20 protein-coding genes are annotated in these 21,541 nt (G+C 62.3%); 13 read left to right on the forward strand and 7 right to left on the reverse strand.

Annotated features, from left to right (window positions below):
* Positions 1 to 307 precede the first annotated feature (307 nt).
* The 6 genes from OLZ32_RS13995 to hflX all read left to right on the forward strand — a co-directional run bounded on the left by OLZ32_RS13995 (position 308) and on the right by hflX (position 7,839).
* A complete protein-coding gene (locus OLZ32_RS13995) occupies positions 308 to 1,297 on the forward strand; it encodes a potassium channel beta subunit family protein (RefSeq protein ID WP_264421381.1) in 990 nt (329 codons plus the stop codon).
* Between the two features lie 231 nt (positions 1,298 to 1,528).
* Positions 1,529 to 3,799 (forward strand): sensor histidine kinase NtrY-like, encoded by a 2,271-nt coding sequence (locus OLZ32_RS14000; protein ID WP_003539381.1) that lies wholly within the window; start codon positions 1,529 to 1,531, stop codon positions 3,797 to 3,799.
* A complete protein-coding gene (gene ntrX, locus OLZ32_RS14005) occupies positions 3,789 to 5,153 on the forward strand; it encodes a nitrogen assimilation response regulator NtrX (protein WP_011651865.1) in 1,365 nt (454 codons plus the stop codon). Before OLZ32_RS14000 ends, ntrX begins: the two co-directional genes overlap by 11 nt.
* Positions 5,154 to 5,217: 64 nt before the next feature.
* Positions 5,218 to 6,081, forward strand: coding sequence for a D-amino-acid transaminase (locus OLZ32_RS14010; protein ID WP_017988254.1), 864 nt, complete (start codon positions 5,218 to 5,220; stop codon positions 6,079 to 6,081).
* Positions 6,082 to 6,193: 112 nt separating this feature from the next.
* A complete protein-coding gene (hfq, locus tag OLZ32_RS14015) occupies positions 6,194 to 6,436 on the forward strand; it encodes an RNA chaperone Hfq (protein WP_003539403.1) in 243 nt (80 codons plus the stop codon).
* A 77-nt stretch (positions 6,437 to 6,513) separates the two neighbouring features.
* Complete coding sequence (hflX, locus tag OLZ32_RS14020) at positions 6,514 to 7,839, forward strand: GTPase HflX (protein ID WP_017988255.1); 1,326 nt, start codon at positions 6,514 to 6,516, stop codon at positions 7,837 to 7,839.
* A gap of 117 nt (positions 7,840 to 7,956) precedes the next feature.
* Here hflX and mazG read toward each other — a convergent pair whose 3' ends face one another.
* Together mazG and OLZ32_RS14030 are read right to left on the reverse strand one after the other, a co-directional pair.
* Complete coding sequence (mazG, locus tag OLZ32_RS14025; RefSeq protein ID WP_264421384.1) at positions 7,957 to 8,802, reverse strand: nucleoside triphosphate pyrophosphohydrolase; 846 nt, start codon at positions 8,800 to 8,802, stop codon at positions 7,957 to 7,959.
* Positions 8,803 to 8,852: 50 nt separating this feature from the next.
* Positions 8,853 to 9,440: a deaminase gene (locus tag OLZ32_RS14030; protein WP_003539413.1), complete on the reverse strand. Its 588-nt coding sequence runs from the start codon at positions 9,438 to 9,440 to the stop codon at positions 8,853 to 8,855.
* 49 nt (positions 9,441 to 9,489) lie between these two features.
* Between OLZ32_RS14030 and OLZ32_RS14035 the strand changes: the two genes are divergently transcribed.
* The 6 genes from OLZ32_RS14035 to OLZ32_RS14060 all read left to right on the forward strand — a co-directional run bounded on the left by OLZ32_RS14035 (position 9,490) and on the right by OLZ32_RS14060 (position 14,966).
* Complete coding sequence (locus OLZ32_RS14035; RefSeq protein WP_264421386.1) at positions 9,490 to 9,726, forward strand: hypothetical protein; 237 nt, start codon at positions 9,490 to 9,492, stop codon at positions 9,724 to 9,726.
* Positions 9,710 to 11,146: a siroheme synthase CysG gene (gene cysG, locus OLZ32_RS14040; protein ID WP_264395609.1), complete on the forward strand. Its 1,437-nt coding sequence runs from the start codon at positions 9,710 to 9,712 to the stop codon at positions 11,144 to 11,146. The genes OLZ32_RS14035 and cysG overlap by 17 nt, the downstream gene beginning before the upstream one ends.
* 2 nt (positions 11,147 to 11,148) lie before the next feature.
* Positions 11,149 to 11,463, forward strand: coding sequence for a DUF2849 domain-containing protein (locus OLZ32_RS14045; RefSeq protein ID WP_011651871.1), 315 nt, complete (start codon positions 11,149 to 11,151; stop codon positions 11,461 to 11,463).
* A gap of 8 nt (positions 11,464 to 11,471) precedes the next feature.
* Positions 11,472 to 13,142 (forward strand): nitrite/sulfite reductase, encoded by a 1,671-nt coding sequence (locus tag OLZ32_RS14050; RefSeq protein WP_017988258.1) that lies wholly within the window; start codon positions 11,472 to 11,474, stop codon positions 13,140 to 13,142.
* A gap of 10 nt (positions 13,143 to 13,152) precedes the next feature.
* The gene (locus tag OLZ32_RS14055; RefSeq protein ID WP_003539420.1) at positions 13,153 to 13,665 is read left to right on the forward strand and encodes a DUF934 domain-containing protein; all 513 of its coding nucleotides are present in this window, start codon (positions 13,153 to 13,155) and stop codon (positions 13,663 to 13,665) included.
* An 89-nt stretch (positions 13,666 to 13,754) separates the two neighbouring features.
* On the forward strand, positions 13,755 to 14,966 hold the full coding sequence (locus OLZ32_RS14060) for a UbiH/UbiF family hydroxylase (RefSeq protein ID WP_264421392.1): 1,212 nt from the start codon (positions 13,755 to 13,757) through the stop codon (positions 14,964 to 14,966).
* On the opposite strand, the gene OLZ32_RS14065 is transcribed toward OLZ32_RS14060, so the two are convergent.
* From OLZ32_RS14065 to OLZ32_RS14085, 5 genes are all read right to left on the reverse strand, one after another.
* Positions 14,934 to 15,896: an AEC family transporter gene (locus OLZ32_RS14065; protein ID WP_264421395.1), complete on the reverse strand. Its 963-nt coding sequence runs from the start codon at positions 15,894 to 15,896 to the stop codon at positions 14,934 to 14,936. The genes OLZ32_RS14060 and OLZ32_RS14065 overlap by 33 nt on opposite strands.
* Positions 15,897 to 16,063: 167 nt before the next feature.
* Complete coding sequence (locus OLZ32_RS14070) at positions 16,064 to 16,999, reverse strand: MBL fold metallo-hydrolase (protein ID WP_264421398.1); 936 nt, start codon at positions 16,997 to 16,999, stop codon at positions 16,064 to 16,066.
* A 416-nt stretch (positions 17,000 to 17,415) separates the two neighbouring features.
* Positions 17,416 to 18,207 (reverse strand): SDR family NAD(P)-dependent oxidoreductase, encoded by a 792-nt coding sequence (locus tag OLZ32_RS14075; RefSeq protein ID WP_264421401.1) that lies wholly within the window; start codon positions 18,205 to 18,207, stop codon positions 17,416 to 17,418.
* 343 nt (positions 18,208 to 18,550) lie between these two features.
* Complete coding sequence (locus OLZ32_RS14080; protein ID WP_003539444.1) at positions 18,551 to 19,345, reverse strand: potassium channel family protein; 795 nt, start codon at positions 19,343 to 19,345, stop codon at positions 18,551 to 18,553.
* A gap of 119 nt (positions 19,346 to 19,464) precedes the next feature.
* The gene (locus OLZ32_RS14085; RefSeq protein ID WP_003539446.1) at positions 19,465 to 20,235 is read right to left on the reverse strand and encodes an SDR family NAD(P)-dependent oxidoreductase; all 771 of its coding nucleotides are present in this window, start codon (positions 20,233 to 20,235) and stop codon (positions 19,465 to 19,467) included.
* 331 nt (positions 20,236 to 20,566) lie between these two features.
* On the opposite strand from OLZ32_RS14085, the gene OLZ32_RS14090 reads away from it, so the two are divergent.
* The gene (locus tag OLZ32_RS14090; RefSeq protein WP_264421405.1) at positions 20,567 to 21,523 is read left to right on the forward strand and encodes an IS481 family transposase; all 957 of its coding nucleotides are present in this window, start codon (positions 20,567 to 20,569) and stop codon (positions 21,521 to 21,523) included.
* Positions 21,524 to 21,541 lie beyond the last annotated feature (18 nt).

A 21,541-nucleotide genomic window follows, 5' to 3' on the forward strand; every position in this document is an offset into this window, starting at 1 on the left:
GCAGACTCCAATCGCATGTTGCCTATCCGTTCCGAATCTCATCATTCTGCCGTTGCTGCTGTCGACCTCCGCCGCAAACGTCGTCGATCGCATGCCACGGGCGCTCCGGCTGATGTCGTGGAGCGCCCTTTTTCTTTGTGGTCGGGGCTGACAGGAACTGCGACATCGTGTTTTGGTCAACTTGGCGCGCTGAGCCTCGCATATCCTTGCGCATGCCATAGATTACGCGAATCGGTCGTCGATCGATCGGGCGGCGCCGACCCCGGTGACAGGCCGGCACATATTCATAATTTGCGGGAGTTGCATGATGGAATATCGACGATTGGGAAAGTCGGGCCTGAAGGTGAGCGAGTTCTCCTTCGGTTCCTGGGTCACGTTCGGCAAGCAGGTCAATGGCGGCGACGCCGTCGATCTCATGAAGCTTGCCTACGACAACGGGGTGAACTTCTTCGACAATGCCGAGGGATACGAAAGCGGCAAGTCCGAGATCGTGATGGGCGAGGTGCTCAGCAGGCTTGGCTGGAGCCGCGACAGCTTCGTCGTCTCCAGCAAGGTCTTCTGGGGAGGCCAGAAGCCGACGCAGCGCGGCCTGTCGCGCAAACATGTGACCGACGCCTGCCACGCAGCGCTCAAGCGGCTTCAGGTCGACTATCTCGACCTTTATTTCTGCCACCGCCCGGATATCGACACGCCGATCGAGGAAACGGTTCGGGCGATGCACGATCTCGTCGCCCAGGGCAAGGTGCTCTACTGGGGGACGTCGGAATGGTCCGCGCAGCAATTGACGGAAGCCTATGCCGTCGCCCGGGATTTGCGCATCACGCCGCCGACCATGGAACAGCCGCAGTACAACATCTTCGAACGTCAGAAGGTCGAATCCGACTATCTGCCGCTCTACGACCTGATCGGCCTTGGAACCACGATCTGGTCGCCGCTCGCCTCGGGCGTCCTGACCGGCAAGTACAATGACGGTGTGCCGGCCGACAGCCGTATGAACCTCCCGGGCTATGAATGGCTGAAGGAAAAATGGTCCAGCGATGCCGGCCGCGCCCAGCTCACGCAAGTCGGCGAGCTTGCAAAGCTCGCCGACGAGATCGGCATGTCGATCACGCATCTCGCCCTTTTGTGGTGCCTCGCCAACCGCAACGTCTCGACCGTCATTCTTGGAGCCTCGCGCGCCAGCCAGTTGCAGGACAATCTCTCGGCCCTCTCACACAGACAGAAGTTGACGTCTGACGTGCTGGACCGGATCGACACGATCGTCGGAAACAAGCCCGAAGCACCACGTCGCTTCTAGAGAAAACAAACCTTCCTCGGCGGGTCAGATTAAGGCTCGTCGAGGGAGGCACGGCTTGACAATGTGACGACACGCGTTGCATTTTCGCCACAATGCGTTGCTTAAAGGTCACGCAAGGGTTTTGGACATTCGCTCCCGATCGAGTCGTTGTAGCGCTGGTTTTTTTAGCCGGCGTTGCTTGGTTTTCGATCGGATGGCGAGGGCGGCGGGTGCCGTCCGAAGAGAGGCCGAATGACGCAGGATGGGGTATCGCCGGCGGCGGCGGGCGAGACGGTGACGACAGTGACCGACCGCCGCGCCCTTTTTGCCGTGCCCGGCCTGGTGCTCGCCGGCGGCGCGCTTCTCTGCGCCACGGCCACGCTTTTCGTGCTGCTCGGCCTGACGCCGATCGCCCCGACGTCGCATGTCGTCATCACCTCGGTGATCGTCAATTCCTTCTTTGTCCTGACGCTGCTCGCCTTGATCGGCCGCGAGGTGGCAAGGCTGCTGAAGGCCCGCACCCGCGGCCGTGCGGCAGCCCGCCTGCACATCCGCATCGTCGTGCTCTTTTCGATCGTGGCGATCACGCCGGCGATCCTCGTCGCCATCTTCGCCAGTATCACGCTGAATGCCGGTCTTGACCGCTGGTTTGCCCTGCGCACCCAGTCGATCGTCAGTTCGTCGCGCAATATCGGCCAGGCCTATATGATGGAGAATGCCAGCTACCTGCAGGGGCAGACGGTCTCCATGGCCAACGACCTGGAGCGCAACCGCGCGCTCTACAGCCTCGACAGGACGGGCTTTGCCGACCTGATGACCCGCCAGGCGAGGGGCCGCGGCCTGCTCGGCGCCTTCCTCGTCGAGCGCGACGGCTCGGTGATCGTCCAGGCCGATATCGCCACGGAAAAGCCGCTGCCGGCCATTCCGCAGGACGCATTGGAAAAGGCGGCTGCCGGCCAGCCGACGCTGATCCCGCCCGGCGTCACCAATCTCGTCGGCGCCATCATCAAGCTCGATGCCATCCAGGGCACCTTTCTCTATACGGTGCGCGCCGTCGATCCCAAGGTCATGGGCGCCATGCGCATGATGGAGGAGAACGCCACCGAATACCGCTCGATGGAGGCCAATCGCTTCTCGCTGCAGGTCGCGTTCGCCGTGCTCTATATCGGCTTCGCGTTGATCGTGCTTTTGGCGGCGATCTGGACCGCAATCGCCGTCGCCGACCGCATCGTCCGGCCGATCCGGCTGCTGATCACGGCGGCCGACAGCGTTGCATCGGGCAATATGGATATCGTCGTGCCGGTGCATGCCGTCGACGGCGACGTTGCCAACCTCTCGCGCACTTTCAACAAGATGATTTCGGAAATCCGCACCCAGCGCGACGAGATCCTCGAGGCCAAGGACGAGGTCGACGACCGCCGCCGCTTCATCGAGGCGGTGCTGTCGGGCGTCACCGCCGCCGTCATCGGCGTAGAGCAGGACCGCCGCATCGCCATCGTCAACAGCTCGGCCGAGACGCTGATGTCGCTGTCGGCCGACGAGATGCTCGGAAAGCAACTGGTCGACATCGCGCCGGAGGTAGATCACGTGCTGACCGAGGCGGCGGTGCGTTATCGCGGCGATTTCCGCAAGCAGATCGCCCTCGTGCGCGGCGGCACTGTGAGGACGCTGAGCGTGCAGGTCACCCGCGAGGAAGTGCGCGACATGAGCGAATCTTACGTGATCACGCTCGACGACATCACCGATCTCGTCATCGCCCAGCGCTCCACCGCCTGGGGCGACGTGGCCAGGCGCATCGCTCATGAGATCAAGAACCCGCTGACGCCGATCCAGCTGTCCGCTGAGCGCATCCAGCGCCGCTACGGCAAGCAGATCGACCCGGGTGACCGGACTGTCTTCGACCAGTGCACCGATACGATCATCCGCCAGGTCGGCGACATCGGCCGCATGGTCGACGAATTCTCCGCCTTTGCTCGCATGCCGAAACCGACCAAGGAGCCGAGCGACCTGCGCAATATCCTGCGCGACGCGATCTTCCTGCGCGAAATGGGCAACCATCACGTCACCTTCGAGCAGGATTTCGGCGACCAGCCGCTGGAGGGCCTGTTCGACAGCCGCATGCTCGGCCAGGCCTTCGGAAATCTCATCAAGAATGCCGTCGAATCGATCGAGGCCGTTCCGAGCGACGAACGGGACGAACGCAAGATTCTCGTCCGCGCCGCCCTCGATACCGGCCGCGACCGCTTCACCGTCGACGTGATCGACAATGGCCGCGGCCTGCCGGTGGAGAACCGCCACAGCATTCTGGAACCCTATATGACGATGCGCGAGAAGGGCACCGGCCTCGGCCTCGCCATCGTCAAGAAGATCATCGAGGAACATGGCGGGCAGCTCGAGCTGCATGATGCGCCCGCCGATTTTGACCGGGGAAGAGGGGCCATGATCCGCGTGCATCTGCCACGCCTGGATCCGACGCCTGCTGCTCCCGCAGCCAATGACAAGGAAAGCGTTTATGGCCTCTGATATTCTCGTCGTCGACGATGAGCACGATATTCGCGAGATCGTTTCCGGCATTCTCTCCGACGAGGGACACGAGACGCGCACAGCGCATGACAGTGACAGCGCACTGGCGGCGATTTCCGATCGCGTGCCGCGGCTGATCTTCCTCGATATCTGGATGCAGGGCAGCAAGCTCGATGGTCTGTCGCTGCTCGACGAGATCAAGACCCGCCATCCGGAATTGCCCGTGGTGATGATATCAGGCCATGGCAACATCGAGACCGCCGTCTCGGCGATCAAGCGCGGCGCCTTCGATTTCATCGAAAAGCCCTTCAAGGCCGACCGGCTGATCCTCATCGCCGAACGCGCGTTGGAGAATTCCAAGCTGAAGCGCGAGGTCTCGGATCTGAAGCGCCGCACCGGCGACGCGCTGGAGCTGATCGGCACCTCGGTCGCCGTTTCGCAGCTGCGCCAGACGATCGAGAAGGTTGCTCCGACCAACAGCCGCATCATGATCCTCGGCGCCTCCGGCTCCGGCAAGGAGTTGGTGGCGCGGATGATCCACAAGAAGTCGGCCCGCGCCAACGGTCCCTTCGTTGCGATCAACGCCGCCAACATCACGCCCGAACGCATGGAAGTGGCGCTGTTCGGCACCGAGGGCACGCCCGGCCAGGCGCGCAAGATCGGCGCGCTCGAGGAAGCCCATCGCGGCATCCTCTATCTGGACGAAGTCGGCGAAATGCCGCGTGAAACGCAGAACAAGATCCTGCGCGTGCTGGTCGATCAGCAGTTCGAGCGGGTCGGCGGCTCCAAGCGTGTCAAGGTCGATGTCCGCATCATCTCCTCGACCGCCTATAATCTCGAAAGCCGCATCGCCGAGGGCTGGTTCCGCGAGGATCTCTATCACCGCCTCGCTGTCGTGCCGGTGCGTGTGCCCGCACTGGCCGAACGGCGCGAGGACATTCCCTTCCTCGTCGACCAACTGATGCGCCAGATATCGGAGCAGGCCGGCATCCGCCCGCGCCGCATCGGCGACGACGCCATGGCGGTGCTGCAGGCGCATGACTGGCCCGGCAATATCCGCCAGCTGCGCAACAATATCGAGCGGCTGATGATCCTTGCCCGCACCGACGGCCCGGATGCGCCGATCACCGCCGACATGCTGCCGACCGATCTCGGCGACATGCTGCCGAAGGTGTCCGCCAAGAACGACTATCACATCATGACGCTGCCGCTGCGCGAAGCCCGCGAGATGTTCGAGAAGGATTATCTGATCGCCCAGATCAACCGCTTCGGCGGCAATATCTCGCGCACCGCGGAATTCGTCGGCATGGAGCGTTCGGCGTTGCACCGCAAGCTGAAGTCGCTCGGCGTTTGATTGCATCCGGCGCGGCCGATGCCGCGCCGCGTCCCATATTGCTTCCCGGAAGACCAGGTTTCCCATGCCGAGAATTGCCTATGTGAATGGCCGTTACGTCAAGCATTCCGATGCCAGCGTGCATATCGAGGATCGCGGCTACCAGTTCGCCGATGGCGTCTATGAAGTCTGCGAGGTGCGCCACGGCTATATCGTCGACCTCACGCGCCATCTGAACCGTCTCGACCGTTCGCTCGGTGAATTGCGCATCGCCTGGCCGATGGGCCGGGCGGCGTTGACGCAGGTCATTCGCGAGACACTGCGCCGCAACCATGTCCGCAACGGGCTTTTCTACATGCAGGTGACGCGCGGTGTGGCCCGCCGCGATCATGTCTTTCCGGCCGAGGGAACGCCGCCCTCGCTTGTCATCACCGCCAAGAGCACCGATGCCAGGATCATCGCCGCCAAGAACGCCAACGGCATCAAGGCGATCACCCTTGTCGACAATCGCTGGGACCGCGTCGACATCAAGTCCGTCGGCCTGCTGCCGAATGCCATGGCCCGCCAGCAGGCCAAGGAGGCCGGCGCCCAGGAGGCGATCTATATCGACGGCGACGGCATGGTGAAGGAAGGGGCGGCGACCAATGTCTGGATCGTCGATCGGGACGGGACGCTGGTGACGCGCCCGGCCGAACACGGGATCCTGCGCGGCATTACCCGCACCACTCTGATGGATGTCGGAGCCAAGCTGGGGTTGAAGATCACGGAGCGGAACTTCTCCGTTTCGGAGATGCTCGCAGCCCGCGAGGTCTTCCTCACTGCAGCCACAAGCATTTGTTTTCCGGTCGTTTCCGTCGATGGTCAGGCCATTGCCAACGGCCATCCGGGCAGCGTTTCGCAGAAAGTCCGAGAAGCCTTTTTCGACGTTGCGGAAAAGATTGCGATTTGATACCAAGATTTGCTGGACAGGTGGAACGAGGATGCCACCGGTCTTTGTATGGTGAGGTTGATTGATATTCTACCGGCCAGATCAGGTCGGCAATAAAGAAAGAAGCGGCGCGATGGCGGAACGTTCTCAGAATCTTCAGGACTTATTTCTCAATACTGTTCGCAAGCAAAAGATTTCCCTGACAATCTTTCTGATCAACGGCGTGAAACTCACGGGCGTTGTTACGTCTTTTGACAATTTCTGTGTTCTTCTTCGCCGTGACGGCCATTCGCAGCTGGTGTATAAGCATGCGATCTCGACGATCATGCCGGGCCAGCCCATGCAGATGTTCGAGAGCGAAGAAGCAGCGTCCTAATAGGATCAGCCGTCATTTCGACACGCGATACCAAGAACGATTCGATCATCCCTGAGGCCGCCAAGCACAGGGACGACATGCGCGCGACTGTCGTCGTGCCGGTTCTGAAATCGCGCAGTCGCGGCGGCCAGAGCGAATCGGCCTCGACCCGTACGCCGGAAAGCCGGCTCGAAGAGGCGACGGGCCTTGCCCAGGCGATCGACCTCAATGTCGTCAACGGCTCTATCGTCCCGGTCAACGATCCGAGACCGGCCACGTTGCTCGGCACCGGCAAGATCGAGGAGATCAAGGCGCTGCTCGACGAGCGCGATTCCGGTCTCGTCATTGTCGATCATCCGTTGACGCCGGTGCAGCAGCGCAACCTCGAAAAGGAATGGAACGCCAAGGTCATCGACCGGACGGGCCTCATCCTCGAAATCTTCGGCCGCCGCGCCTCCACCAAGGAAGGCACGCTGCAGGTCGACCTTGCTCATCTGAATTATCAGAAGGGCCGTCTGGTCCGAAGCTGGACCCACCTTGAACGCCAGCGCGGCGGCGGCGGCTTCATGGGCGGCCCCGGCGAAACCCAGATCGAAGCCGACCGGCGGATGCTGCAGGACCGCATCATCAAGCTCGAACGCGAGCTGGAGCAGGTCGTGCGCACCCGCCAGCTCCACCGCGCCAAGCGCCGCAAGGTGCCGCACCCGATCGTGGCGCTGGTCGGTTATACCAATGCCGGCAAATCGACGCTGTTCAACCGTATCACCGGCGCCGGCGTGCTGGCCGAAGACATGCTCTTTGCCACGCTCGACCCGACGCTTCGGCGCATGAAGCTGCCGCACGGCCGCACCGTCATCCTGTCCGACACCGTCGGCTTCATCTCCGACCTGCCGACCCATCTGGTCGCCGCCTTCCGGGCGACGCTGGAAGAGGTGCTTGAAGCCGATCTCATCCTGCATGTCCGCGACATGTCCGATGCCGACAACCAGGCGCAGAGCTCCGACGTGATGCGCATCCTGAACGACCTCGGCATCGACGAGGCCGAAGCCGAAAAGCGGCTGATCGAGGTCTGGAACAAGATCGACCGGCTGGAGCCAGAAGTGCACGACACCATGGTGCAAAAATCGGCCGGCGCCAGCAACGTGGTGGCGGTTTCAGCCGTCAGCGGCGAGGGCGTCGACACGCTGATGGAAGAGATCAGCCGCAGACTGTCCGGCGTCATGACCGTGGCGACGATCCGCCTTCCCGTCGACAAGCTGGCGCTGCTACCCTGGCTTTACGACCACGCGATCGTCGACGGCCGCGAGGATAATGAAGACGGCACGATCACCCTCGATCTGCGCCTCTCCGAAACCGAAGCGACCGAACTCGAACGCCGCATCGGCAATGGCCCCAAGTCTGATAAGGAAGATTGGGAGCGGTAAGGCGTTTCATTGCCCTTCGCTTGCGCTCAGCGCATTCGCTCCTGTCGTCGCTCACCCTCATCTGCCTGCCGGCATCTTCTCCCCGCCGGGGAGAAGGGAGATGTGGCAACGTTCCGCTCACTCAGCCCCCGACGTCACAGCCCGCTCGATCGCCTTCGCCGCCTGCCAGATTTCCTCCATCCGCTCCAGCGTCGCGTCTTCCAGCGTCTCGCCTTCTGCTTCAAGAACCTGTTCTATATGGCTGAAGCGACGACGGAATTTCGTATTCGTTCCGCGCACTGCCTGTTCCGGATCCGCCTTCACATGTCGCCCGATATTGACGACCGCGAAGATCAGGTCGCCGAGCTCGTCGCTGACTTTTGCCTGATCGCCTTCGCGAAGGGCCACCCGCAATTCGCCGATCTCCTCCTCGATCTTGTCGAGGATCGGCTCGGGTGCTGACCAGTCGAAGCCGACCTTGGCGGCGCGTTCCTGCAGCTTCAGTGCTTCCGTCAACGCCGGGAAGCTGCGCTGCACCGAGCCGAGGAGGCCGCTGTTGAAGTCCTCGGTGACCCCGCGCTTCAACCGCCGTTCAGTGCGCTCGCGCTTCTCCGCCTGCTTGATTTCGTCCCATTGTTTCTTCACTGCGTCCGGCGTATCCGCCGCCGAGCGGGCAAAGACGTGCGGATGGCGGCGGATCATCTTGGCGGTGATGGCGTTGACCACGTCGCCGAAGGAAAATTCGCCGGCCTCCTCGGCCATGCGGGCATGAAAGACCACCTGCAGCAGCAGGTCGCCCAGTTCGTCGCAGAGATCGTCCATATCGCCGCGCTCGATCGCGTCGGAGACCTCATAGGCCTCTTCGATCGTATAGGGCTTGATCGTCTCGAAGTTCTGCACGATGTCCCAGGGGCAGCCGGTTTCGGGATGGCGCAGCGCCGCCATGATCTCGATCAGCCGCGAAATGTCTTTGGAAGGTTGCATGTTGCCTCGGTTCAGCGGGCTTCAGTTCGGTGGGCCTCAGTTCAGGGGCTTCAGTTCAAGGGAATGTCGTTGGCGCTCTTCGACGACTGGTAGCTGGTCGACAGCGCGTCGTAGCGCGCCTTGATGCGGGCGGTCTGTGTCTTCAGTGCGTTTTTCAGCTGAGCCTCTTCGGTCTCGACCAGATCGGCGATGGCAAAGCTGTTCCAGAAGGCGTTTTGCCTGCGGTAGCCGCCGGGTTCAAGCCCGAAGACTTCCTTCAGGATTTTCAGGTCGTGCGGAATGGCGAAGGCGTCGCGGGAATCCTCATGGCTGAAAAAATAGTAGAAATTGTCGAAGCCGGCCCAGGTGATCGCCGACATGCACATGGTGCAGGGCTCGTGGGTCGACAGGAAGATCAGATCCTTGGTCGGCGGCTTCTCGCCAAGCTCATAGAAGCGCTTCAGCGTATGCACCTCGCCGTGCCAGAGCGGATTCTCCAGCTCGTTATTGGTCTCGGCGACGACGAGCGAAAGATCGGATTTCCTTAAGATCGCCGCACCGAACACCTTATTGCCCAGCGAAACCCCACGCTCCGTCAGCGGCAGGATATCGTCTTCCATGACCGAAAGCAGGCGGGAGGCAATGGTCTTATCAGGCATGAGGTCCCTCCAGTTTTCCTCAGTCTATCGCCTTGGCGGCGCAAGTGAAATGCGTCAAGCACCGGTGGACGTCTTTTGTCACAGGCTTTATACTGCATTGCAGCAAGCGGGCTGGGGAATATGCGGCTTTTTGGCCGCACGGGTGACTTTTCTCAAATCACGGACGGCACGAGCAAAAGAATACCCGCTTGCTTGGGCTTTCGAATTTCTGTTCCTTCAATCCCTTGTCGATCAAGGGCATATTCCGGCAACCTCGAAGTGGATTGATGATGCCTCCCAAGACTGAACAGCTTTCGGTATTTCCCGCCTTCTTTCGCGTGGAAGGCCAGAAGACGGCTGTCTTCGGCAATGGCGACGAAGCTTTCGCCAAGGTGCGGCTGCTGCTGAACACAAAGGCGCGGATCATTGCCTATGCCGACCGGCCGGAAGCCGATTACTACGCTTTCCTGATCGCCAACCGCATCGAGACCGTGCGCGCTGCCTTCTCCGCCGAACAGGTCGAGGGGTCGGCGCTCGTCTTCGCCGCAACCGGCAATGAAGCCGACGACCGCAGCATCGTCGATGCTGCCCGTGCTGCCAGAATTCCTGCCAATGCCGTCGATCAGCCCGATTACTGCGATTTCTTCACGCCGGCGCTGGTCAATCGCGCGCCCGTCGCCGTTGCGATCGGCACCGAAGGGGCAGGGCCGGTTCTGGCGCAGATGATCCGCGCGCAGATCGACCAGCTTCTTTCGCCCTCCCTCGGCCGTCTTGCCGGGCTGGCGACGAGCTACCGCAAGGCCGTCGAACAACTGATTCCGAGAGGCGTCTCCCGCCGGGTCTTCTGGCGCCGGTTCTTTTCCGGAGCCGTTGCCGATGCGGTCGCCAACGGCAACCTGCCGCATGCCCGCCACGCCGCCGACCGGCTGCTGCACGCGATGGACAAGGTCGCCGGCCACGTCTGGCTGGTCGGCGCCGGTCCGGGTGCCGAGGATCTGCTGACGCTGCGCGCCCAGCGCGTGATGATGGAAGCCGATGTCATCGTCTATGACGCGCTGGTGCCGCAGGCGATCGTCGATATGGGCCGCCGCGATGCCGAGCGGCTTTCCGTCGGCAAGCGCAAGGGCTGTCACTCGAAGTCCCAGGAAGAGATCAACGACCTGCTGGTCGATCTCGGCCGTCAGGGCAAGCGCGTCGTCCGCCTGAAATCCGGCGATCCCCTGGTCTATGGCCGGGCAGGGGAAGAGATGGCGGCGCTGCGCGCTGCCGGCATCACCTATGAGGTCGTGCCTGGCATCACCTCGGCTTTCGCCGCCGCTGCCGATTTCGAGCTGCCGCTGACGCTGCGCGGCGTCGCCTCCTCGCTGGTCTTCACGACAGGCCATGATCTCACCGGCGACGTGCTGCCCGATTGGGCAAGCCTTGCCGTTTCCGGCGCGACAATCGCCGTCTATATGGGCCGCACGGTTGCTGCCTCCGTCGCCGAGCGGCTGATGCAGGCGGGCATTCCCGCTGAAACCACCGTCGCCGTCATCGAAAACGCCAGCCGCGCTGAGCGCCGCCTGCTGCATGGTACGCTCGCCGATCTGCCCGATCTGCAGCACCGCGACGAGTTGACCGGGCCTGTCATGGTCATCATCGGCGATGCGGTCGCCGGCGCCAATTTCGAACTGTCCGAGCCACTGGTGCGCGCAAACGCCCGGCTCGAGGAACTTGCAAGGAGCTGAATATGGGTGACAAGGTTCTGACCGCCAACCGGCTGACGGACGGCATTGCCGTCTGGTTGGATGCGAACGGCAAGTGGTCCACCTCGCTGCAGGAGGCGCTCGTTGCCCGTCATGCCGAGGCCGTCGCGGCGCTGGAGGCGATCGGCAAAAAGTCCTATGCCGACAACGAGGTCGTTGACGTCGCCGTCGTCGACGTTCAGGAAACCAACGGCATTCTCTGGCCGCTTCGCCTTCGCGAGCGTATCCGCGCACAGGGCCCGACCATGGAATATGCCCCGGGCTACGCTCCTGCCGATCCCGAATTCATTGCAGTCTGAGGAAGACGATGTACCGTTACGACGAATTTGACCATGCCTTTGTTACCGAGCGCGTCGAGCAGTTTCGCGATCAGGTCCAGCGCCGCCTTTCCGGCGAGCTCGCCGAGGACGCGTTCAAGCCGCTGCGCCTGATGAACGGCGTCTATCTGCAGCTCCACGCCTACATGCTGCGCATTGCCATTCCCTATGGGACGCTGAGCGCGCGCCAGTTGCGCATGCTCGCCCATATCGCCCGCACCTATGACCGCGGCTATGGCCACTTCACCACGCGCCAGAACCTGCAGTTCAACTGGCCGAAGCTGTCCGACATTCCTGATGCGCTGGCCGATCTTGCCAGCGTCGAAATGCATGCCCTGCAGACCTCGGGCAACTGCATCAGAAACGTCACGGCCGATCACTTCGCCGGTGCCGCCGCCGATGAGATCGCCGATCCGCGTCCTTACGCCGAAATCCTGCGCCAGTGGTCGTCGGTCCACCCGGAATTCTCCTTCCTGCCGCGCAAGTTCAAGATCGCCGTCACCGGCGCCGAGCGCGACCGCGCCGCAATCCAGGTCCATGATATCGGCCTGCACGTGAAGACGAACGACAAGGGCGAGATCGGCTTTGCCGTCTATGTCGGCGGCGGCCAGGGCCGTACGCCGATGATCGCCAAGCTGATCCGCGATTTCCTGCCTGAAGAAGACCTGCTTTCCTACACAACGGCCATCGTGCGCGTGTACAATCTGCACGGCCGCCGCGACAACAAGTACAAGGCCCGCATCAAGATCCTCGTGCACGAAACCGGCACCGAGGAGCTGACGCGCCAGGTGGAAGCCGAATTCGCCGCGCTGAAGGATACCGAGCTCAAGCTGCCGGAAAAGGACGTCCAGTCGATCGCTGCCTATTTCGCGCCGCCTGAGTTGCCCCAGCGCGCCGAAGGCTGGGAAAACCTCGCCCGTTGGAAGAAGGCCGATTCCGGTTTCTCCCGCTGGGTCCAGCAGAACGTGCAGCCGCACAAGAACCCCGATTACGGCATGGTGACGATCTCGCTGAAGCCGATCGGCGGCATTCCGGGCGATGCTTCGGATGCGCAGATGGATGCGATCGCCGATCTTGCCGAAGAATATGCCTTCGACGAAATCCGCGTCAGCCATGAGCAGAACCTCATCCTGCCGCATGTGGCGCTTGCCGATCTCGAAGCCGTCTATCGCGGCCTCGTTGCCATCAATCTCGCCGAAGCCAATGCCGGCCTGATCACCGATATCATTGCCTGTCCCGGGCTGGACTACTGCGCACTCGCCAATGCGCGCTCCATTCCGCTGGCGCAGGAAATCTCCCGCCGCTTCGGCGATGCCGAACGCCAGGCCGAGATCGGCGAGCTGAAGATCAAGATCTCCGGCTGCATCAATGCCTGCGGCCATCACCATGTCGGCCATATCGGCCTGCTCGGTGTCGAGAAGAAGGGCGCCGAACTCTACCAGATCACGCTCGGTGGCTCCGGCGACGAACATACCTCGATCGGCGAGATCATCGGTCGCGGCTTCGAGCCGGACCGGGTGACGGACGCGATCGAGACGATCGTCGACACCTATCTCGGCCTGCGCCTCGATCATTCCGAGAACTTCCTCGCCGCCTATCGCCGTGTCGGACCGCAGCCGTTCAAGACTGCGCTCTACGGCTCGGCCGCCGAAGCGGCATAAGGAGGGGATGATGACGAAGATCTGGAGAGAAACGGGTTTTGTCGAAAACGATCCCTGGGTGATCGAAACCGACGAGGTGAAGGCGACCGAGGAGCAGAAGCCGCTGCTCGGTCTCGACGAACTGATCGCCAAGGCCGACGAAAGCAACGATGTCGGCCTCGGCGTGCTGATCAAGCCGGCCGACGACGTTCGCAGGCTGGAGCCCTATCTCGATCGCCTCGAGATCGTCGCCGTCGCCTTTCCGGCTTTCAACGACGGCCGCGCCTTCAGCCATGCCTCGCTGCTCCGCCAGCGCCTCGGCTATACCAACGAGCTGCGCGCCGTCGGCGACGTGCTGATCGATCAGGTGCCGCTGATGCTGCGCGTCGGCATCGACAGCTTTTCCGTCACCAACGCCACGGCGCTGAAGCGGCTTTCCGAAAACCGTCTTCCCGCCATTCCCCATCATTATCAGCCGGCGGTGCGTGACGCCGAAGCGGGCAAGGGCTATAGTTGGCGCCGTCAGGCGAAGCCGGCCGCATAAGCGACCGGTTCGTCGTCGCAGAGCATGTCGCGCAAAAGTGTGAAGCGGTTTTGCGATAACGACATGCTTTAGAATGACGGAACGGTAGCATGAAGACATTCGAAGTGGCGGTGATCGGTGGCGGTCTGGCCGGTATGATTGCCGCAATCGCGCTGGCGCGCGGCGGCCGCAGCGTGGCGCTGGTGGCGCCCGTTGCTCCGAAGGAAGATCGGCGCACCACGGCGCTGATGGATCAGTCGATCCGCTTCCTTGATCGCCTGGCGCTCTGGGAAAAGCTCCGCCCCGCAGCCGCTCCTCTCACCAGCATGCGCATCGTCGACGGCACCGATCGGCTGCTGCGCGCGCCGACCACCACTTTCCGCGCGGCCGAGGTCGGCCTCGATGCCTTCGGCTACAATTTCCCCAACAAGGCGCTGACCGGCATTCTCGAAGAGGCCGCGGCCGGCGAGGGCAATATTACCCGCTTCACCGATATGGCCGAATCGATCGAAATGTCGGCCGAGGCCGTCTCGATCACGCTTACCGGCGGCGAGACGCTGTCGGCCGATTTTGCCGTCGGCGCCGATGGCCGCGGCTCGAAGCTGCGCGAGACCTCAGGCATTGCCGTGCGCAACTGGTCCTATCCGCAATCGGCCATGGTGCTGAATTTCGCCCATTCGCTGCCGCACCAGAACATCTCGACCGAATTCCACACCAAACACGGCCCCTTCACCCAGGTGCCGCTGCCGGGAAGCCGATCCAGCCTCGTCTGGGTGCAGGATCCCGCTGAGGCGGCGAGCCGCATGGAACTGCCGCTTGCCGATCTCGGCGCCCTTGTCGAGGCGCGCATGCAGTCCATGCTCGGCAAGGTTGATGTCGAAGGCGGCGTCCAGGTCTGGCCGCTCTCCGGCATGATGGCGCATCGTTTCGGCAAGGGGCGCATCGCGCTGATCGGGGAGGCCGCCCATGTCTTCCCGCCGATCGGGGCGCAGGGGCTGAATCTCAGCCTGCGCGATATCATGGCGCTCACCGATATCCTCTGCGACAGGGCGGAATTGCCGGTGCCGGCTGATGCCGGTGAAAGCTTCGACCGCAGGCGCCGCGCCGATATCATGACGCGCACGGCCAGTGTCGATCTTCTCAACCGCTCGCTGCTCTCGGATTTCCTGCCCGTCCAGATGCTGCGCGCTGCCGGCTTGCATATCCTCTCGGCCATACCGCCGCTGCGCAATATCGTCATGCGCGAGGGCATCGAGCCCGGCCGCGGCTTTCGCGATATTCCGGATGCCCTACGGGAAAAGTTGAAGCGGAAGAAGGCCTGATCGGATCACGATCAGCCAGAGCGAAACAGTCACCACCGAAAACACCGTGGTGATCAGGATCGTCGCCGAGGCGCGCTCCTGCCAGACACCATATTGCTGGCCGATGACGAAGACATTGGTCGCCGTCGGCAGGCAGGCGAGCAGCACGGCGGCCTGAATCCAGACCGGCTCGAAGCCGCCGACTGCCGTGAGTGCGATAAAAACCGCGATCGGATGCAGGATCAGCTTCGCCGGCACGATATAGGAGATTTCTGCCGGAATCCGCTTCAGCGGCCGCAGCGCCAGCGTCACGCCCATGGCAAAGAGCGCGCAGGGAGCCGCCGCCTGGGCGAGATAATCGACCAGGCGTTGAAACGCCAGCGGCGGGTCGAGATGCAGGGCAGCGACGGCAAAGCCCAGCGCCATCGACAGTATGAAGGGATGCAGCCCAACCTTCCGCACGATATCGGCGACAAGATGGCCTGTTGAACGCTTGTCGTCGCCGGCCGCCGCCATCAGCGCCGGCGCCACGATGAAATGCAGCGCGTTTTCGAAGCAGATGATCAGCGCCACCGGCACGGCCGCGCCTTCGCCGAGCGCCAAGAGTGCAAGGCCCGGCCCCATATAGCCGATATTGCCATACGCGCCCGCAAAGGACTGGAGGGTGCAATCGGCAAGCGAATTGCCGCGCACGACGCGGCCGATGACGAAAAGCAGGATGAAGACCGCATAGGTCGCCGCGATGTCGGTGACGATGAAATCGACGCGCGTCAGCTCTTCGATCGGCGTGCGCGAGACGAGCTTGAAGAACAGAGCGGGCAGGGCGGCATAGATGATGAAGGTATTCAGCCAGCCGAGCGCTTCGGCCGGCTGCTTGGTCGCCTTGGCGGCGATGTAACCGATCAGGATCAGGCCGAAGAACGGCAATAGCAGGCTGACAATATCGGCCAAGAGGTCTTCCAGGGCGCGGGGATGATCGGCGGGTCAGGGTCTGGCTTAAGCAATTTCAGCGAAACTGTGTAGCGGTTTTGCCTCCGGAATTGCTTAAAATAAATCGATTGAGCGTGGACTCATTCACGCGATGAGTACACGCCCTAAGATCCCAACCCAACAATCGATCAGTAGTCCCAGAAGGCCGCCACCCAGCGAAAGGCGTCGCCGTCGACCGCCACTCGGCCGACGGACGGGAACGGCAGGTGGGTGGCCACCAGCTGCTCGCCGGTCTCCGCCAGTTCCCGCAACAGACGGAGCCGAACGCGCGCCGCCTCCTCGGGGTCGTGTTCGAAGCCGTTGTACCAGTCCGGATGTTCAAACCCGACCGCGAACACGGCGTCGCCGGCAAACATCAGCCTGTCGCCGCCGGAGGCCACGCGGATCACGCTGTGGCCGGGGGTGTGGCCGCCGGTGCGATGGACGACCACGCCCGGCGCCACCTCGTACTCATCATCGAACAGCCTGAAATGGCTGCGATACTCTTCGGCGAACCGCTTGGCGGTCGCCCGAAGCGCGTCCGGGAAGCCCGGCGGCATGGAGACCTGGGAGAAATCGGGCGCCTCCCAGAATTTGACCTCTGCCGCCGCCACGTGGATCCGCAGGTCCGGACGCAGCTGGTCCTTCACTCCGTCGACGAGCAGCCCGCCGATGTGGTCCATGTGCATGTGGGTCAGGACCACGTCGGTCACCGACGCAAGATCGATGCCGGCGGCCTCCAGTCGCTTGATCAGCTGCCCGGCCCGCGGCAGGTGCAAGTCCGGGTCGAGCCCCAGCCCGGCGTCGAGGAGTATGGTCTGGTCGCCGCTGCGTACCACGACCACGTTCAGCGCCCAGTCGAAAGCATCCGCTGGGAGGAACATGTCTTTCAGCCAGGCCGCTCGGACGGCGGGATCGATGTTGTGTCCCAGCATCGCGGTTGGGAGCGGTAGCACTCCGTCGCTGACCACCAGCACCTCAATCTCGCCGACCTGCACCGCGTAGCGCGACGGAACCAATTCGTCGAGCCGAGGTCTGCCGGTGTGTGCGGTGTTTTCCAGGCTCATCTTTGTCTCAAGGTTCATGTTCGTCTCCTTCTGACCGCCGCCTTAAACACGGCATCGACGACGCTACATGGAGGCGTGCTTGCGATCGATTGGGTCGAGGGATAAGGGCGGGTGGGGCCGAGGGACAGGACAAACCATACCACGGCATAGGTGCAGACCTCGCTTTTGCTGTCGGCGGCGTGCTGATGGGCGGAGTCGATCAGATCAGCGAACGCGGCAAGCCTGTGACTGGGCTCGCCACAAATGTCGTCTTTGACAGTCGAGGCCGGACATGACGCCGTTTTCTCCGCTGCCGGGAGGTACCTTGCCGGGCCAACGGACCATAGCGGGCGCGTCAAGGCCGCTTCCGAAAGCTGCCAAATAGCCCGCAACTGCAGCGCATCGCGGAGACAACTTCCGACGAAGACGGTGCAGTGGCCGGTCGCTGGAGTCCGTCAGAGCGTGTCGATCAGGCCTCCGTCCACGCGCATCGAAGCTCCAGTCGTTGCGGACGCCAAAGGGGAGGCCAGATAGGTGACGAGATTGGCAATTTCCTCGACGCTCGCGGCGCGTTGGATGATCGAACCGGCGCGGTGCTTCTTGACGAAGTCCGCTGCCACCTCCTCGATCGGTTTCCCCGTCTTCGCACGTTCCTCGGCGAGCATCGCCTCGACGCCTTCCGACAGCGTGGGGCCGGGAAGGACGGAGTTCACGGTGACGCCCGTGCCGGCCATGCGCTTGGCAAGGCCGCGGGCAACCGCGATGTCTGCGGTCTTGCTGACACCGTAGTGGATCATCTCGACCGGAATGTTAAAGCCGGATTCCGACGCGATGAAGATGACGCGGCCCCAATCGAGCTTCTGCATGCCCGGAAGATATGCGCGCGAAAGCCTGACGGCGGACATGACGTTCACCTGCCAGTGGCGGTCCCATACCTCGTCGTCCGCATCGAAGAAGTCTAGCGGCTGGAAGATGCCCGCGTTGTTGATAAGGATGTCCACATGTGGAACTTCGGCGACAAGAGCGTCACATCCGCCAGCGGTTGCGAGATCCGCTGCCACGGCGGTGACGCTTCCCTTGGCGCCTTCGCCTTTCAGGCGGTCGGCGGCCTTCGCGGTCTTTTCTTCGGACCGGCCGTTGACCACCACGTCCGCACCCGCCCTCGCGAGCTGGCGGACGATTGCGTATCCAATGCCTTCGGTGGATCCGGTAACCAGAGCGGTCTTGCCTGTGAGGTCGATCTGCATCTTCTGCTCCTGTGAGGTTGGATGACAGAACGTATGAACTGGCGGTCGGTCTCGCAACAGCCCACGATGCGGATAATCCTTTCGCGAGAGGATGATGTCGGCGGCGGCGTGCTCGCCGGTATGGGCGGGCTGCAATCCGACGGACCCGATTTGAATGGTGCGCCGGGGCGGCGCAAACCAATGAGCCAGCACAACAACATCTGCGGGGCTGCGCTCCAACCTGAAGACGTGGCTCGCTTGCAGGATTCCACCTTCATTGGTTGTCCCAATACGAGCTTGAGGCGCCATCGTAGACGACGACTGCGTGCGAATTCCTGGCGTATCGTCTAGCCAGGATCGACGGTCACGATCCCTCGTCCGGTATGTTCAAGACCTCTCCGCACGCCTTGCAATGAACGGCGTCCGCGTCATGGCGCTGAAGGCCGCATCGGTGGCAGGAATAGGTCACTTTGTGAGGGCGGACGACTGCCTGAGCAAGCCTGACGAATAGGGAGATGCCGACGATCATCGTCACAACGGACGTGAGCTTGCCCAGCGTTCCCGGAAGCGTGATGTCTCCGAATCCCGTCGTCGTCACCGTCGCGACCGTGAAGTATAGCGCATCGACGAATCCTTCGCTTCCCTCCCTGTTGTAGAAGAAGGACGTATAGACGAACCCGGTTGCCATGAAGAGGAACACAAGGAGATTGATCACCGCCCGGACGACGTCGAGAAGGTATGAATAGCCGGCCTTGCGCAGCAAGTCCTTGAGCAGCGGACTGGTGCCTATCGCCCAGAGTCGCATGATCCGCAGGAAAGCGAAATTGAAGAGCAGGTCCGGAAGCAACAGCGTGGCCAGCACCACGAAGTCGATCCAGGTCATCGGCCGCCGAATCCACTCGCGCACAGAGTATGCGGCGACCGCCCGGCCGACCATCTCGGCGGCGATCCACACTGCTATCGCATAGTCGATGATCAGATAGGACGGACCGGATCGCAGGTATGGGCCGAGCAGGAAGAAGGCGAGAATGGCGACGTCAATGGCAGCAAATACCAGCCGAAAGGCGATCGCCTGCCTGCCGTCGGCCCTATCGAGCCTTCGCAGCACCTGACGAAGCGAATTCTGCCGAGAGCCGTTGTCGGATTCGAAGGTTTTCATCCAGGGAATGTAGATCCCTCATCGGCGTCCGCAAGCCGCCGAAGAGATCCCTGTCCGGCAAATCGTTGTTCTCGTCTGGACAGGACTTGCCCTGCATGCCCTGCAGGGGCGCCTCGATCTCAGGCGACGGACCATCCACCGTCCACCAGCAGATTAGCGCCGGTGATCAGGCTCGCAGCCGGTGATGCAAGGAAGACTACGGCACCCACCACATCATCGGTTTCACCGATCCTGCCGAGTGGGATGTGGCCGAGCGTCGCTTCGCGATTATCGGCATCGGATAGAAACGGTGCCGTGCCATCGGTGTGAATGAACGTCGGCGATACGGTATTTACGGTGACATCATAGCGTGCCCATTCTGCTGCAAGGCAGCGCGTGAGGTGATTGATTGCCGCCTTGCTCATGCAATAGATTGCCTCGCCACGCAGTGCCACGGTACCGGCCTGTGAGCTGATGTTGATGATCCTGCCGCCGTTGCGCTTGATCATGTGGCGGCCCACAGCCTGCGTCATCAGAAAGGTACCCTTGATGTTGACGTCGAGTATCTCGTCTAGGTCCTTCTCCTCGACGAGTTCCGCGAGATTGCCCGGAGCCACGCCGACGTTGTTGACGAGGACGTCGATCCGGCCGAACGTCGCAAGCGCCGCGTCGACGGCTTGCGCGATATGGGCCTTGTTGGGAATGTCCAGTTCAACGGGCAGAACTTTTCGCCCCGCTCCCTCGAGTTCGGCAACCAGGCCCGCCGACGCTGCGACATCGCGGACCCCTAAAACAATATCGGAACCTGCTGCGGCACAGGCAAGTGCGCAAGCTCGACCGATGCCACGGCTCGCTCCCGTCACTAAGGTCACCTTGCCCTCAAGGCTGAAGTCCGGCGCATTCTTCTGCATCACGATGCCTCCCTCGATGAAGCTCCATTTATGGCAGCGTCGGCGTGCGGATGCCAGATGTTCTGCGAGTGCTGTCCCTTTGACCAATGGGCGATCCCGCAACGTGGGACGCTTTTCCCGATAGGCCCGGCAAAAAGCCGCAATGCCCGTCGGCTCCCCCACACGACGACCGACGGCGCGGGAGGAAGCGGAGGAGCCCACGCACCGCACACGACGACCGACTGAAAATCGGAAGCCGGTGGCCTAGATGTGAGCTTTCAGGAGGTTGTCCATTCGGAGCGGATTTAGGAGACTGGAGTTACCACACCTCAGTTTTCCAGGATCACTCCGAATGAACATCCATAAGAATGCCCGACTGACACCGTTGCGTCGAGAGGAAATGGCTTTGGCCGTTGCCAAAGGCCAGGTGTCCAAAGCCCAGGCCGCCCGCCTTTATGGTGTCTCGCCAAAGATCGTTTCACGCTGGCTCGAACGGTTCAGGGCACAAGGACGCGCCGGGATGGCGGACCGCTCATCCCGGCCCAAAATCAGTCCACTTCAGACGGGTCAGTCCTTGGCGGAGCGCATCGTCGCACTTCGCCGTCAGCGCCTGACAGGCAAGCACATCGCCATGGAAACAGGCGTGTCGCCCGCCACCGTCAGCCGCGTTCTCAGGCGCGCAGGCCTGTCACGGATGAAGGATATCGATCCCGCCGAGCCGGTCGTGCGTTACGAATATGCCGAGCCGGGTGGTTTGATCCATCTCGATATCAAGCGCCTCGGCCGCTTTCATCGCGTCGGCCACCGCATCACCGGCGACAGGACCGGCCAAAGCAACTCGCGTGGTGTCGGCTGGGAATACGTCCACATCTGCATCGACGATGCCTCCCGCATCGCCTTTACCGATATCTTCCCGGACGAAACCGCCGTCAGCGCCATTGCCTTCCTCAAGGCGGCCGTCGCCTATTATCGGAGCCTGGGCATCACAGTCACGCGGGTGATGACCGACAACGGCTCCTGCTACAAGGCCAAGGACTTCGCAACGGCCTGCAGGGCACTCGGCCTCAAGCACATCCGCACCAAACCCTATACCCCCAAGACAAACGGCAAGGCGGAGCGCTTCATTCAGACGGCTTTGCGAGAGTGGGCCTATGCACGCGCCTATCCGTCATCCGAACACCGAAAAGCCCATCTGCCAAACTGGACTCACATGTACAATTGGCATCGTCCTCATGGTAGCCTGAAATCAAAAACACCCATCGGTCGCCTCGGTCTCAACCGAGACAACCTGTTGAGGCTCCACACCTAGAGCGGTATTGTTTTAGTC

Origin of the sequence: Rhizobium acaciae (genome assembly GCF_025941625.1) — a bacterium.
GTDB lineage: Bacteria > Pseudomonadota > Alphaproteobacteria > Rhizobiales > Rhizobiaceae > Rhizobium > Rhizobium acaciae.

Coding starts and splice junctions, on each gene's coding strand:
- ntrX (WP_011651865.1), top strand. CDS start 3,789: ATGGCCTCTGATATTCTCGTCGTCGACGATGAGCACGATATTCGCGAG.
- hflX (WP_017988255.1), top strand. CDS start 6,514: ATGCGCGCGACTGTCGTCGTGCCGGTTCTGAAATCGCGCAGTCGCGGC.
- OLZ32_RS14000 (WP_003539381.1), top strand. CDS start 1,529: ATGACGCAGGATGGGGTATCGCCGGCGGCGGCGGGCGAGACGGTGACG.
- hfq (WP_003539403.1), top strand. CDS start 6,194: ATGGCGGAACGTTCTCAGAATCTTCAGGACTTATTTCTCAATACTGTT.
- OLZ32_RS14035 (WP_264421386.1), top strand. CDS start 9,490: ATGCGTCAAGCACCGGTGGACGTCTTTTGTCACAGGCTTTATACTGCA.
- OLZ32_RS14070 (WP_264421398.1), bottom strand. CDS start 16,999: ATGAACCTTGAGACAAAGATGAGCCTGGAAAACACCGCACACACCGGC.
- OLZ32_RS14030 (WP_003539413.1), bottom strand. CDS start 9,440: ATGCCTGATAAGACCATTGCCTCCCGCCTGCTTTCGGTCATGGAAGAC.
- OLZ32_RS14085 (WP_003539446.1), bottom strand. CDS start 20,235: ATGCAGAAGAATGCGCCGGACTTCAGCCTTGAGGGCAAGGTGACCTTA.
- cysG (WP_264395609.1), top strand. CDS start 9,710: ATGCCTCCCAAGACTGAACAGCTTTCGGTATTTCCCGCCTTCTTTCGC.
- OLZ32_RS14080 (WP_003539444.1), bottom strand. CDS start 19,345: ATGAAAACCTTCGAATCCGACAACGGCTCTCGGCAGAATTCGCTTCGT.
- OLZ32_RS13995 (WP_264421381.1), top strand. CDS start 308: ATGGAATATCGACGATTGGGAAAGTCGGGCCTGAAGGTGAGCGAGTTC.
- mazG (WP_264421384.1), bottom strand. CDS start 8,802: ATGCAACCTTCCAAAGACATTTCGCGGCTGATCGAGATCATGGCGGCG.
- OLZ32_RS14050 (WP_017988258.1), top strand. CDS start 11,472: ATGTACCGTTACGACGAATTTGACCATGCCTTTGTTACCGAGCGCGTC.
- OLZ32_RS14045 (WP_011651871.1), top strand. CDS start 11,149: ATGGGTGACAAGGTTCTGACCGCCAACCGGCTGACGGACGGCATTGCC.
- OLZ32_RS14090 (WP_264421405.1), top strand. CDS start 20,567: ATGAACATCCATAAGAATGCCCGACTGACACCGTTGCGTCGAGAGGAA.
- OLZ32_RS14060 (WP_264421392.1), top strand. CDS start 13,755: ATGAAGACATTCGAAGTGGCGGTGATCGGTGGCGGTCTGGCCGGTATG.
- OLZ32_RS14010 (WP_017988254.1), top strand. CDS start 5,218: ATGCCGAGAATTGCCTATGTGAATGGCCGTTACGTCAAGCATTCCGAT.
- OLZ32_RS14075 (WP_264421401.1), bottom strand. CDS start 18,207: ATGCAGATCGACCTCACAGGCAAGACCGCTCTGGTTACCGGATCCACC.
- OLZ32_RS14055 (WP_003539420.1), top strand. CDS start 13,153: ATGACGAAGATCTGGAGAGAAACGGGTTTTGTCGAAAACGATCCCTGG.